Origin of the sequence: Micromonospora sp. NPDC048843, from assembly GCF_040649965.1 — a bacterium.
In the GTDB taxonomy this organism is placed as follows: Bacteria; Actinomycetota; Actinomycetes; order Mycobacteriales; family Micromonosporaceae; genus Micromonospora; species Micromonospora hortensis.
The window spans coordinates 1-12593 of the sequence record NZ_JBEZGJ010000097.1 but is presented as its reverse complement, the minus strand read 5'-3'; the positions used below and the strand labels follow the sequence as shown (position 1 = coordinate 12593).

Sequence of the window (12593 nt, the reverse complement as noted above, 5' to 3'; positions counted from 1 at the left end):
TCTCCGATTCTGACGCATCATGGCCCTACGAACAAGAAGTGAGAATCGAGGAGGAGAACCGTGAAGATCGAGTTCTGGTCGGACATCGTCTGCCCGTACTGCGGGCTGATGGACCACCGGCTCCACCAGGCCCTGGACCGGCTGCCGTACGGCGGTCAGGTCCAGGTGATCCACCGGTCGTTCCAGCTACATCCCGACCTGCCCCGCGCGGGCGTCAGTCAACGAGAGTTGATCACGATGGCGGGGGCTCCCGCGACGACAGTCGACCGGGTCCTGCGGCCCATCGAGCGAGCGGCCGAGGCGGAGGGTTTGACGCCCTACCACGCGGTGGACCGCACGCTCGGGCCAACGGATTTCGCCCATGAACTGCTCGCGTACGCGACCGACCAGGGGCGCGGCGCCGAGATCTGGACGGCGATGTTCCGCGTGCACTTCGGGCAGGCCCGCAAGCTGTGGACCGTCGAGGAGGTCCTCGACTTCGCCGCCGAGGTGGGTCTGGACAGCGCCGGGGCCGCCGACGCTCTGCGAAGCCGCCGCTACCGGGCCCGCGTGGCGGCCGACCAGCGCGAGGCACAGCGCCTCGGGGCACGTGGCGCGCCGTTCCTCGTCTTCGACGGCCGCTTCGCCGTCCCCGGTGCGATCGGCCTCGACGACCTGCTCGCGGTCATCGACAAGGCGTGGACCGAGAGCCACCCGACACCACAGCCGCTGCCGGTGGTCGGTGCGGCCGAGGGCATGTGCGCCCCGGACGGGTGTGCGGTGCCCGACCGTACCACCTGAGCTCGCGCCCCGTCACCCTCGGCGTGGGCTGATTCCCGCTACCGCCAGGTCGAGCAGTCGGGTCGCGGCGGCGGCGGGATCGGCGTGATGCTCGGTGGCCAGGGCGATGCCGGTGATCAGCGCGAGCAGATCGGTGATGGTCACCTCTGGTGGCACCGCGCCCGCCGTCGCGGCCCGGCGTACGAGCGGCTCGCCCGCCTCGGTGAGCTGCGCGGTGGCGCAGTGCTCGTGCGCGTCGGTGGGGCTGGCCATGCAGTCGCGGGTCAGTGCGATGGCCAGCCCTCTGATGGTGGCGACGTTCCCGTTGACGGCGGCGAGCCAGTCCAGCAGCGCGGCCCGCGCGTCGGCGGCGTCGGACAGCTCGCGGGCGCGGGCGCCGAGGTTCTCGATCACGCCGCGGAAGACGGCGTCCAACAACGCGTGGCGGCTCGGGAAGTGTCGGCGCACGGTGGCCGAACCGACTCCGGCGATGCGGGCGATCTGCTCCAGGGACGCGTCGGCGCCAAATCCGCACCCGTCCTGGTCACCGGCGCCACGGGAAGGCAGGGTGGTGCCACCGCTCGGGCCCTGCTCGCGGCCGGCGTACCCGTCCGGGCACTGGTCCGTGATCCCGCGACCGACCGCGCGCGGTCGGTCGAAGCCCTCGGGGCCGAACTGGTCACCGGAGACCTCGACGATCGCGACTCGCTGGTCCGGGCCGCGCACGGAGCACGGGCCGTCTTCTCGGTGCAGATGCCCGCGATGGACGGCAACGCCATCAACTTCGACGGCGAGCTGGCCCAGGGCGTCAACCTGATCGAAAGCGCGCTGGCCGCGAAGGTGCCGCAGTTCGTCCACACCTCCGTCAGTGGCGCCGGCCAGCACACCGAGGCGCCCGGCTGGGCCGAGGGCCGCTGGGTGACGATGGAGCCCTATTACACGACAAAGGCAGCAATCCAGGATCGGGTACGCGAGGCGGGCTTCACGCACTGGACGCTCATCAAGCCGGGCTTCTTCATGGACAACCTCCTCCCCTCGGTGGCGTACCTGCTCCCCCGGGGCGTCGCCGGCGGGCTGGCGACGGTCCTCAAGCCACAGACCTCGCTCTCCCTCGTCGCGGTCGACGACATCGGCCGCGCGACCGCCGCGGCCATCGCCGAACCCGATAGGTTCCACGGTGTCGAACTGGAGCTGGCGAGCGACCACCTGACGATGACCGAGATCGCCAAGACGCTCTCCGACGCTCTGGGCGTCGAACTGACCGCGCCCGACATGACCGAGGAGGAGGCGGTCGCCGCAGGGATGCCGGAGTGGGCCGGCATATCCCACGAGCAGATGAACGTTGTGGGCCAACCCGCTCGCCCGGAGTACGCGAGGGCCCTCGGCATCCCCGTCACGACGTTCGCCGAGTGGGCTCGCGACAACCTGCCTGAGCCGTCAGGTCGCTGAGGAGGCGACGCCGCACTCACTCACAGTGCGCGCATCTCGCCGCTCGCGGGCCTGCTCGGGTAGCGTGCATCGAGCATGATCGCTAGCCTTACCGGTCCCTCCACATTGGACAGCGGAAGGCTCTTCATGAAGCGCAGAATGATGACCAGCCTGGTGGCGATGTTCGCCATGATCGCGGCGACGCTGATCGGCACCGGCAGTCCGGCGGCGGCGGCCTCCTCCGGCCCGTGGATTGTCCAGCCGTTCACGAACCTCTACTGCCTCCACCCGGCGGGCTACTCGTCGGCGCTCAACGTCGTCGTCGAGCAGCGCCTCTGCGAGGGTGGACTGAACCGCAACTGGATCTTCACCACGACCAGTTCGGGCTACTACCACATCTCGTACCGCAACGGCGGAAGGTGCATGGCCGTCCGCGGCGCGGTGACCACCGAGCGGGCGAAGATCGCCACGCAGGTGTGCGGCGACGCCCGCCTCAACGACCAGTGGCTGCCGATCAAGCTCTTCGGCTCCGGTGGTTCCGACTACTACCAGCTGAAGAACCGCAACACCGGCAAGTGCATGGCGGTCGAGGGCAACTCGGTGCAGAGCGGCGCCGACATGATGCAGTTCACCTGCTACACGACGTCCAACAACCAGGCCTTCACCTGGTTCTCCCCGTCGTAGGCACGCCCTGCGGCCGGGAAGCGGGACCTCCCGGGGTCCCGTTCCCGGCCGGTGGCAAAAGGTGGCCGACGGTGGCGCACATCGAGCATGATCGTTAGCCTTACCCCGATCTTCCACTTTGGACGAAGGAAAAGGCCCCTCATGCAGCGCAGAACGATGACCGGTTTGGTGGCGGTGCTCGCCATGATCGCGGCGACGCTGGTCGGTACCGGCAGCCCAGCGGCGGCAGCCACCACCGGCCCGTGGGTGATCCAGCCGTACACGAACGACTACTGCATCCACCCCGAGGCGTACGCGTCGGCGAGCGGGACCGTTGTCGATCAGCATCTCTGCGACAGAGGACTGCTCCGCAACTGGAACTTCACCACTACCAGCTCGGGCTACTACCACATTTCCTACCGCAACGGCGGAAAGTGTATGGCCGTCCGCAACGCGTCGAAGACCGAGCGGGAGAAGATCGTCACGCAGGGGTGCGGCGACGCCCGCCTCAACGACCAGTGGCTGCCGATCAAGCTCTTCACCTCCGGGTTCGCTGACTATTACCAGCTGAAGAACCGCGGCACGGGCAAGTGCATGGCGGTGGAGGGCAACTCGGTGCAGAACGGCGCCGACATGATGCAGTTCACCTGCTACACGACGTCGAACAACCAGGCCTTCACCTGGGGCCTGGACTAAGCAACGCCGTTGAGCCGCGCGGCGGGACCCCCTCCGGGTCCCCCCGCGCAGGGCGTTGTGCCCACCGCGACCACTCCGTCAGTCGGTTGTCAGCCCTCGGGTCGCCAGCACACTGAGGGAGGCGGCGCTGTCACCGCCGAGCTTGGCGCGAGCCGCCGCTGGCTTGCGCAGCTCGAACACCTCCACGAGGAGTGTCGGCGATGCGGACCGTTGGCGGATCGAGTCGACCTCCTGCCGGTCCGGGTTGAACGGCAGGACCTTCCACTGGTTCGCGGTCTCCTGCCAGTCGGACGAGACGGCCGCCACCAGGCCGTCGAGCATGCTCTCGTAGTCCTCCTTGCTGATCGGGCGGCCCATCCCGTATCGCTCACGCAGGGCGAGGATCTCGGGGGTGGGCGTTCCGGAGTACCTGCCGCCGTTCAGCCCGAGCCACCAGTGGGCGAAGTAGGCACCCTGGTAACCCTGGGCGAGGTAGCGCGATTTGTCGCGGTGCACCTCGATGACGAAGTTGTGCACCTGCGGGAACTGGCAGTCGAGCAACAGGACGGTCTCCGGGCTGGCGGGCCGCGCGAGCAGTGCTTTCCGGAGCTCGACGCCCTGCCCAGCCCGATAGGTCTCGCCCGACAGTTGGACGGGCTCGCCGCCCTTGTCCCGCAACTGCTCACGGATCTGGAACGCGGCTATGCCGCAGTTGGCCCACCGTCGGCTCTCGTCGCGCAACACGATCTGCGGGTCGCCGGTCCGCCCCGTGCTCGCCACCGCCGCGTTGAGCTTCGCCAGATCGTCACCGTCGACGGCCTTGTCACGATGCCGTTGACCGGTATCGGTCGCCCGCGTGGCCTCCCGCCGCGCGTAGCTGGTCGCGGCGGTGATGGCCTCGGCCCACGTCCCGAACCTCTGACCGTCCAGCAGGGTGCTCTCCGACCAGCTCACCAACGCGCCGACCACCTCCCCCCGTAGTTCGGTGGGCAGCAGCGGCTCGATCCTGGTCAGGATGTCGCCGCACGCCTTCTCATCGGTCTCCAGGTTGGGGATTCGACCGTCCGGTGGGTAGGTGTGCCGCTCCTCCGCGATGACCAACATCCGAGCCTCCACAGTCCTCTGTGTACCGACCGCCCCATGGCGAGCCAGGTTTCAGATTGAGTCCTCCGTGAGCGATCAGACACACAACGTCGGACTTCCGTCCCGGATCGCGACCACCGAACGGGGGCACGCCTTCCGCGAGCCGATCAGTGCGCGGGGGTGCTCGATTGATCCGCGACGGGTTGCCCGCCGGTGGCACCACCGTTTCGTGAACGGCGGCTGAGAAGGTCGCCGCGATGACGTCCTCCGGGGGCGAGGACGTGGCGTACACCCTCCAGATACACGGCCGGGCCCTCGTCGTCGGACCTGGCCCTTTACCCTATTGGTGAGAATCGATCTGCACAATTGCGCCCGGGTTCGATTCCCGCGTGGCCTCGATGTGCCATCCACCGCGCAGTCGACAGCCTATGGGCTCTGAAACCATGTCGGAATCCCCGAGGTCCGGATGCTCCCCCACGGACGGGAGTGAGCAGACGGCACAATGGACACATGCTGACCCTCGGCGCGGTGCACACAGGTCTTGTGCAGCACTCCGGTGCGCTGCCGGTCGGCCGTGCGGCCGAACTGCTCGACCTCGTCGAAGGCGCCACCGTGGTGTCGGTGCGCCGCCCGATGGCCTGCACGACCTCACCCGAGGTGCTCACCGGCGTCGACTGTGACGCGCCCAGCGGCACCGGACGTCGCGTACGGCTCGTCGGCACTGTCATCGGCCGGGCGAGCCTCACCGGTGGCCGCGTCGCGCAGTCCTCGGTGGACTCTCGGCTGCAACGGGCTGCGACCAGCACTCGCCTGCCTTGGCACAATTACCTCGGCCGGCCTGGGCAGCTGGATGCGATCGGCAAGGTGAGCGCACCCGCCGTGGTCGACGGATACCTGCGCGGCGATGCCGGCCGCTTCGAAGTCCCGCACACGAGCCTCGACCTGGACGCCGTGGCCATGCAGCTGCTCGACCGGGTGCAGCGTGGCGATCTGCTGGACCGGCGGCCGCCGCTGCGGGCTCCGCGTACGACCCTGCGCTGGTCGATTACGGTGGACGACCGGTCATCGGTGGACGCCCGGGCGACCTTCACGGTCGGGGCCGGGCAGGCGCGCACCCTCGAGGTGACGCTGGGCCGCCACGACCCGGCCGCCGCCCGACTCCTCTGCGAGGACCTGGCGCTGCACGACTGGCTGGTGACCACTGTGTCCTCGGTGGTGGACGACCTCGCCGCCACGTCGTGGCCGCCGCCGGTCCGGGTCCGGCGGCTCAGCCTTCTCGTCGAACACCTCACGCGCCTGTGGATGCCCGGAGCCCGAGTGCCCGGTTCGATGAGTGCCCTGACGCAAGAGCTGGACCGGCAGGCGGGCCTCACCCGCCAGTGGACGGCCTGCGTGCAGTGGATCCGCGATCAGCTCGCCGCGGCGGCCGCCGTTCAGTCGTTGACGAAGATGTAGGCGATCCGATCCACGATCCGCTGCGGCAGCTCGATGCGCTCGGCCGTGCTTCGGCGCTGCAGTTCGTCCAGGAGGTCAGCGTCCACGGCGATCTGGCTCAGGATGGTCCGCACCGCGTGCTCCACCGGCAGCAACTGCGACCGGAGCACCGAGCACGTCTGATAGGCGGCGAACGGCTCGGCGTCGGGATTGAGCTGCAGAACCGGTGGCATCGTGGTCCAGTCGGTCGGCAGCGTCGCGGCCGGATCGAACCGCTGCGGACGGGCCACCACCGCGCCGTGACGGCGGAGCAGCCCAAGCCGCACCAACTGCCAGACCGAGGCCAACAGGGCGCACGACCACGTCGGCACCCCGGCGTCCTGCGACCACAGCTCGACGTCGACGAAGATGCTGTGCCGGGGGGTGCTGCTCTCCACGGGCGGCGACCAGTGCACGGGCGGGCGCATTGCCGGCCGGATCTCGCCCGGAGAGCGCCGTCCGTTGCAGAGCCAGCCTGATTCGGCGGCGAACGAGCCGGCGCCGGTGACCCGAGAAGCCGGGTCGGGCACCAGGCGGTCGGCGACGAGCCGGGCGAGCCTGAGCCCGTCCGCCTCGGCGCACGCAGATTCGCGGGCGAGGTAGTCGATGACGACTCCCGTCTGCTCGCAGGCGACGTTCAGCTGCTTGATCACCTCGTCCGGCGGCGGGATCTCGTTCGCGTAGTCGTCGATGAGGATGCAGGTGCTCAGGCGGGGTCGGACCCGGGGTGGCAACCGGCGGCGGCAGGACTCTCCTGCCGCCCGGAGCCACGGCTCGCTCCGAGCGAGATGCCGCAGCATCTCGCCGTCGCCGGGAACGTAACCTTCCGAGTAGAGATGACCCACCTCAACGGACAGGTGCGAGAGCGGAACGGATTCCGTACGCCGCCCGACCGTCGCCTCGGCGAACGTGACGTCCACACCCATCAACAGGCCTCCTCGCCGTCGACCATGATCGTCAGGAGCCGCTCGAAGGAGGCGACAGTGCCGGCTCCGGCGATCTTCCGCTCGTGCTGGTCGTCGTCGCAGACCAACTGCTCACGCCCGTGCAGCAGCGCATCGAACGGCACGGTCGTCCGGTCGGCTGCCATGCCGCCGGCGAGCCTTGTCAGATCGCGGTCACAGGCCCGCAGGAACTCCGTCTGCGCCTGGGTGAGCGTCGCCCCCTCGGCGTACGGATCGATCACCGCGGTCCGTACGAAGTGCAGACCCTCCTCGAAGGCCTCGGTGTCGTGGCCGCGCTGGCGGGCCACCTTGAGCAGACCGCGATCGTCGTGGACAAGGCCGGTGGCGGCCGTCACATGGTCGCGGGTCCACCTGTGGAACACGAGCCACCGCGCCGGGACCTTGCGGACTACCGGCATCGCCGTGGCGGCCAGGGCCATGTCGACGGCGAAGGACCGGCCCGCACTCAGATCGACGATCACCACCTGGAACTCCTCCGCCAGATGCAGGAGCAGTTCGGCGCACCGCTTGTCGATCGTGGGCGTGGTGACGAACTCCGAGCCGCCGCGGTCACCGGGGAACAGGACGAGTTGACCGGCGCCCGGCGGTCGACGGCGCAGGGCCGGGTGACCCGACCCGGCCCACACGTCGACGCGGTCGGGTTCACTGCTCTCGGCGAGCAGGTACGACTGCGTACCCCCACGCGCCGTGCCGCCCGCGACGGCGGGCACGTCGAAGACGGTGCCGGCTGTCGGCGACGCGAAGCTGAAATCGAGGTAGCACGTGTCCCGCCCGGTCAGGGCGCTGCGATAGGCCACGTTGGCGCCGACCACCGAGCGGCCGGCCCCGCCCTTGCCGGAGGTTGCGAAGATGAACACAGCCACCCCTTCCCCGGCACAGGCTAACCCGGCCACACAGCCCAAACGGCAGCGGTAAATGTCTACTCCTGCGAATTGCAAGAAGTCCGCGGCCTTCGGGCTACGACTGCGTCGGGTCGTGGTTGTCTGGAGCGGACCGGTGCCTTGGAGGCCGAGGTGTACGAGGTGCAGCCAATGCCGACCCGCAACAACGACGTCGACTGGAACATGTTCCAGCCACGCGCCTATCACGCGCACAACTACCGTTCGGTGCGTCCCGACGACCTTCAGATCGTCCGTGCCACCAGAGACTTCTTCGCCACGGCTAACCTACCCTCGCATCCCGCCCGCGGCCTCGACGTGGGTGCCGGCGCCAATCTCTATCCCGCCTTCGCCATGATGCCTCTCTGCGAGCACGTCGACCTCGTCGAACACTCGCCGGCCAACGTCCGGTGGCTGCGGTCCCGGCAGAGTTGGTGGCGGCGCTTCGACCACGGGTGGGACGAGTTCTGGCAGCTCTACGCGGAGCGGGACCGCTACACTGCGGCGATGCGCGGCCGTCGCCCGCTCGCGGAGTTTCGGGCAAAGGCCACTGTCACGCAGGGCAGCATCTTCGACCTGCCACAGCAGCGATGGGACATCGGAACCATGTTCTTCGTGGCTTGTTCCCTGTCGGCCGACCGTGACGAGTTCGACCGGGCCGTACGCTGCTTCACTCGCGCGCTGCGGCCCGACGCGCCGTTCGCGGCGGCCTTCATGACCGGCTCCGACGGTTACGACGTCGATGGCGTGCGCTTCCCGGCCGTTCCGGTCGACGCGGTGATCGTCGAGCAGACGCTGCAGCCGCTGGCCACCGACGTCAAGGTGGTCCCGATCGATTCCGAGCAACCGTTGTGCCCGAACGTCGGCATGGTCCTCGCGCTCGGACACTCGCGGGGCGCCTCGACGAAGAGCTAGAGCCCCTTCCGGAGTCCCGGGAGAGCACGCGGCGCGAACGCCATCACCGTGCCGCCGGATGCCGCGGCCGGTCGAGAGGTTCCCCGCCGGCCGCCTGCACCTATTGCGGCCGTTCTTCCTCGTCGATGGGGTAGGCCGCGGCCCACAGCGCGCGGAAGACCTGCACCCGTTCCATCACCCGGGGCGTGCGCAGCACGAGGCGCGTCTCCGCGATGACCGGCGTGTCGTCGTTGACCAGCGAGGACGCCGGGGTGGTCTCGTAGGACAACACCTCGTCGAAGACGATGAAGTCGACGACCTGCGGCCGCAGCACCGGCGGTGTCCGTTCCCGGTCGAGCACCCGCACCTGAATGCCGAACTCCTCCTGCTGCCGGCAGGCGCGCTGCATGTCGGGATGCATGAGGTCCTTGCGGTCGTCCACGATGAAGATCCGCCGGATGCGTGCCTCGTTCTCCTCGACCGCCTGCCGTTGCGCATCCAGATAGCGCTGGCCGAACTCGCTACGCCACAGCCCCCCGTCCACAGAGGCGAGGCTGACCACGTCGATCGACTCGCACACGTGCCGGGTCAGCCCCAGTAGCCAGTCCCGGTCCTCGCCGTAATAGGTGACGTCGCCGCCCTCCGCCATCTCCTTGATGAAGTCGGACATGTCGCGGATCTGAGTACGCACGAAATTGTAGATCAGCGGAGGTGAATCGGGGCTGATCCTGGTCGAGTGCTGCACGAACTGAGTCACCAGGTCGGTCTGCACGGCCGACGCCTCGATCGACCCGAACAACCGGGTCGCGTCATTGATCTTCGCAAAAGCGTCCCCGACCAGCCTCTCCATACGCACCTGGCCACTGCGTGAGGAGGCCTCCACGACGGCCAGCCGCCGCTCGAAGTCCACGAGAAAACGCACAAGTAGCGTGATTCCGCCGATGAGAATGGACAGAGTGATGCTCGTCGCCATCGGCTGCTTCAACGCATTGGTGATCAGGAAGGTGGCAGCACCCGTCGCGGTGGTGACGGCCATCTTGCGCGTGACGCTGGACGGCGCGGCGACCACAGTTGCAGCCTCCTCGCTCTGGGCGCTAACGCCCGCACGAGAGCCCCGTCGTCCCTGCTCCTCCGCCACCACACCCAAATTGCAGCGCATTATTTGCCGGAGTGCAACCACTGGCTTGGCGAGTAGTCGCCGCCATGTTCACCCCTCAACGCAGCTCCGGAGAATCGATCCCCAGATTCTCGGACGGCCGTTTCGTCGGCCGCCGGTTGCTTGATCGCGTTGCGACGAGCGGCTTCACCTGCGAAAGGGCAGTGGCCAACGCCATCACGCTGGTCCAAATCGTCGCAACGTGATTATGTTGACGAATGCGTCTATTGTAGGTCGCCTGCCAACGGCACCGCTGTCACCTCGATCGATCGGTCCGGGTACGACATCCGACAGACCCGGGCGAGGATGTGACACGCTTCGGCAGCGAAGAAGGCCGGTTCCGCCCATTCCCATGCGACCCGCGCTGTCGCGTTCGCTGCCCTCACCTCGTGTTCGGCGGATTCCTCGGATAGGGCCGGCTCCGCGCCATCGGAATGAGCTGCGAGGTGGGGACCGTCGCTTCGAGGTCGCCGACGTCTGTCGAGCTGGACGCGTCGCGGACCCGATAGCCCCGACTGCCGTGGAGCTGAGCCTCAGCCGCGCTCATGCTGGTCTACCCGACGTCGACGGTAGCCCGCTGCCGTACGGCGGGAACCCGCCGCCGTACCGAACGCAGGCCCACGTAGGCGACCGCGCCGGAGGCCAGGTACAGCAGGGCCTGCACATTGAGCACGAGCACGACGCTGAGCACGTCGCCGAGCAGGCCGGCAGCCGCCATGCCCAGCCCCTGCGAGGCGCTGAAGATCGCGTAGTAGACGCCGAAGGCCCGGCCCAACTCGGTGTCGGGCACGCTCTGCTGGATCTGCGCGAACGCTCCGCTGGCGTACGCGATGCCAGGCGCACCGACCAGGATGAACAACCCGATGTACCACTCGGGTTGACGGGTGACCGTCGGTCCGTTCCAGATGACCAGGCTGATCAGTGCGAAGGTGGTCGCGCCGAGGCTCATCAGCAGCCGGGGGCTGAGCCGGGCGCCCAGCAGGCCGACGATGAGCCCGCCCGCCACACCACCGATCGCCTGAACCCCGCGCAGCACACCGGTGAGGGTGCCGTCGGCATGCAGCGCGCGACTGACGAAGACCACGAAGAGCACCACGAACAGGCCCTGCGCGATGCCGCCCAACGCCACACTCACGATCGTCATCCGAACGGCGCGGTTGCGCAGCATCGCCGTAAGGCCGTGTCGCCAAGCAATGAAGAACGACGGCTCACGGTCCGGGGCCGTCGGCTGCGCGTTTGCGTGGTGGGCGGCGCGGCGGCCGGCGGCGATCAGGACTGCAGTGATCACGAAGGCCGCGGCGGCGCCGACAGCGAGGTAGCGGGTGCCGTCGCGGGTGATGGCGAACCCGCCCAGCGAACCTCCGATGAGGCGTCCCACGCTCATGTTGAGCGCTATCGCGCTGTTGGCGCGCACCAGGTGCGCGGGCTCGACGAGGCGTGGCAGCGCGGCGTTGCGGGCGGAGTCGGACGTCTGCGTCAGCACCGCCTGGGCCCCGGCGACCAGCGAGATGACCCACAGGTGGTGGTCGGGTTGACCGAGCAGGGGGATCACCACCGCGGCCTGGAGCACGGCGACGCAGCTCATGAGCCGGAACCGGTCGAGACGATCGGCGAGCGCACCGGCGAACGATCCCAGCGTGATGCCGCACAGCAGCTCGACGAGGAAGACGGCGGAGGTGGTGAGCGCCGAACCGGTCACCCCGAACACGTAGATCGGCAGCCCGGTGAGCAGCAGCCAACTCGCCACGCTGGAGAAGAGCCCGGCAGCCCAGATCAGGACGAATCCGCGGTGTCGCAGCAGCGTCAGCATGTCAGAGGAACTCCGGCGTGGGGTACGCCTGGAGGTTGAGGGTGACGGGCCGGGCGTCGCTCGGGGGTGCGCTGCGCAACGGGCGCAGGTACGGCCGGATGACGGCGTCCAGGGTCAGGGCGAGGTGCCGCAACTCCTCCGGGGTGAGCGAGAGCGTGTAGCTGTGGAAGGTGGCGCTCTCCCGCCACTCGTCGGTCAGTTTGTGCTGCTGACCCTGGTAACGCTGCAACGATCGGAACACCTCGTCGAGCTCCAGGGCGGTCAGCGCGTCGTTGATCTGCTGCCCCTCGGCATCATCGGGGTCCGGGACGAATTCGAGCCCGGTGGCAACAGCGCGCCACGGTCGGTCACGCCGGTTGGTCCCCTCGGCGTGGTCCCGCTCGATGAGGCCGTGCCGGGCCAGTTGATGCAGGTGGTAGCTGCAGTTTGATCCGGTGTCGTCCAGCGCCTCGGCGCACTGCGCGGCGGTTCTCGGGCCGGCGGCCAGCAGGTAGCGCAGCAGCCGTAGGCGCAACGGGTGCGCGAGTGCGCGCAGCTTGGTGGCGTCCTGGACGCGCACCCGGCGTTCTGGCTCGTTCTGCTCCATGGGCACCCCTTAGCGAAAGACTCCTTTCGGTTATACGTCGTCCTGGCATCTTTCCGCAACAAGCCTTTCGCATCCGGCCCCGGGGCAGCGGTGGCCCTCGTCCCGCCTTGCCGGCGATAGCGAAGATCTACTCGGCTTTTGTGAAGTCGGGCTGTCCGTGGAGCCGGGACACCCCGACTTCCGTGAACGCGAGTGGATCGACAGGTCGTGCTGCCGGTGCCGC

13 protein-coding genes are annotated in these 12593 nt (G+C 68.7%); 6 read left to right on the top strand and 7 right to left on the bottom strand.

Annotated features, from left to right (window positions below):
* Nucleotides 1-60: 60 nt before the first annotated feature.
* On the top strand, nt 61-780 hold the full coding sequence (locus AB0C20_RS21950) for a DsbA family oxidoreductase (RefSeq protein ID WP_357568624.1): 720 nt from the start codon (nt 61-63) through the stop codon (nt 778-780).
* Nucleotides 781-792: 12 nt separating this feature from the next.
* On the opposite strand, the gene AB0C20_RS21945 is transcribed toward AB0C20_RS21950, so the two are convergent.
* On the bottom strand, nt 793-1326 hold the full coding sequence (locus AB0C20_RS21945) for a TetR/AcrR family transcriptional regulator (RefSeq protein ID WP_357568632.1): 534 nt from the start codon (nt 1324-1326) through the stop codon (nt 793-795).
* Between AB0C20_RS21945 and AB0C20_RS21940 the strand changes: the two genes are divergently transcribed.
* From AB0C20_RS21940 to AB0C20_RS21930, 3 genes are all read left to right on the top strand, one after another.
* Complete coding sequence (locus AB0C20_RS21940; protein ID WP_357568623.1) at nt 1216-2208, top strand: NmrA/HSCARG family protein; 993 nt, start codon at nt 1216-1218, stop codon at nt 2206-2208. The two genes, AB0C20_RS21945 and AB0C20_RS21940, sit on opposite strands and share 111 nt — an antisense overlap.
* 126 nt (nt 2209-2334) lie before the next feature.
* Entirely contained in the window at nt 2335-2871 is a 537-nt protein-coding gene (locus AB0C20_RS21935; RefSeq protein WP_357186918.1) for an RICIN domain-containing protein, read from the top strand.
* 141 nt (nt 2872-3012) lie between these two features.
* Nucleotides 3013-3546 carry an RICIN domain-containing protein gene (locus AB0C20_RS21930; RefSeq protein WP_357186921.1) on the top strand — a complete coding sequence of 178 codons (534 nt, stop codon included), beginning with the start codon at nt 3013-3015 and terminating at the stop codon, nt 3544-3546.
* A 78-nt stretch (nt 3547-3624) separates the two neighbouring features.
* On the opposite strand, the gene AB0C20_RS21925 is transcribed toward AB0C20_RS21930, so the two are convergent.
* Nucleotides 3625-4629 carry a hypothetical protein gene (locus tag AB0C20_RS21925; protein WP_357186924.1) on the bottom strand — a complete coding sequence of 335 codons (1005 nt, stop codon included), beginning with the start codon at nt 4627-4629 and terminating at the stop codon, nt 3625-3627.
* 489 nt (nt 4630-5118) lie between these two features.
* Between AB0C20_RS21925 and AB0C20_RS21920 the strand changes: the two genes are divergently transcribed.
* Nucleotides 5119-6063, top strand: a complete 945-nt coding sequence (locus tag AB0C20_RS21920) for an SCO2521 family protein (protein WP_357186926.1) — start codon at nt 5119-5121, stop codon at nt 6061-6063.
* Here AB0C20_RS21920 and AB0C20_RS21915 read toward each other — a convergent pair.
* Nucleotides 6042-7007: an SCO2522 family protein gene (locus AB0C20_RS21915; RefSeq protein ID WP_357186929.1), complete on the bottom strand. Its 966-nt coding sequence runs from the start codon at nt 7005-7007 to the stop codon at nt 6042-6044. The genes AB0C20_RS21920 and AB0C20_RS21915 overlap by 22 nt on opposite strands.
* Entirely contained in the window at nt 7007-7903 is an 897-nt protein-coding gene (locus AB0C20_RS21910) for an SCO2523 family variant P-loop protein (protein WP_357186932.1), read from the bottom strand. The genes AB0C20_RS21915 and AB0C20_RS21910 overlap by 1 nt, the downstream gene beginning before the upstream one ends.
* Before the next feature lie 174 nt (nt 7904-8077).
* Here AB0C20_RS21910 and AB0C20_RS21905 point away from each other — a divergent pair, with 174 nt between their 5' ends.
* The gene (locus tag AB0C20_RS21905; protein ID WP_357186935.1) at nt 8078-8839 is read left to right on the top strand and encodes an SCO2525 family SAM-dependent methyltransferase; all 762 of its coding nucleotides are present in this window, start codon (nt 8078-8080) and stop codon (nt 8837-8839) included.
* A 100-nt stretch (nt 8840-8939) separates the two neighbouring features.
* Here AB0C20_RS21905 and AB0C20_RS21900 read toward each other — a convergent pair whose 3' ends face one another.
* From AB0C20_RS21900 to AB0C20_RS21890, 3 genes are all read right to left on the bottom strand, one after another.
* Nucleotides 8940-9887: a hypothetical protein gene (locus AB0C20_RS21900; protein ID WP_357186938.1), complete on the bottom strand. Its 948-nt coding sequence runs from the start codon at nt 9885-9887 to the stop codon at nt 8940-8942.
* A 640-nt stretch (nt 9888-10527) separates the two neighbouring features.
* Nucleotides 10528-11784: an MFS transporter gene (locus AB0C20_RS21895; protein WP_357186941.1), complete on the bottom strand. Its 1257-nt coding sequence runs from the start codon at nt 11782-11784 to the stop codon at nt 10528-10530.
* A 1-nt stretch (nt 11785) separates the two neighbouring features.
* Nucleotides 11786-12370: a winged helix-turn-helix domain-containing protein gene (locus AB0C20_RS21890; RefSeq protein WP_357186944.1), complete on the bottom strand. Its 585-nt coding sequence runs from the start codon at nt 12368-12370 to the stop codon at nt 11786-11788.
* Nucleotides 12371-12593 lie beyond the last annotated feature (223 nt).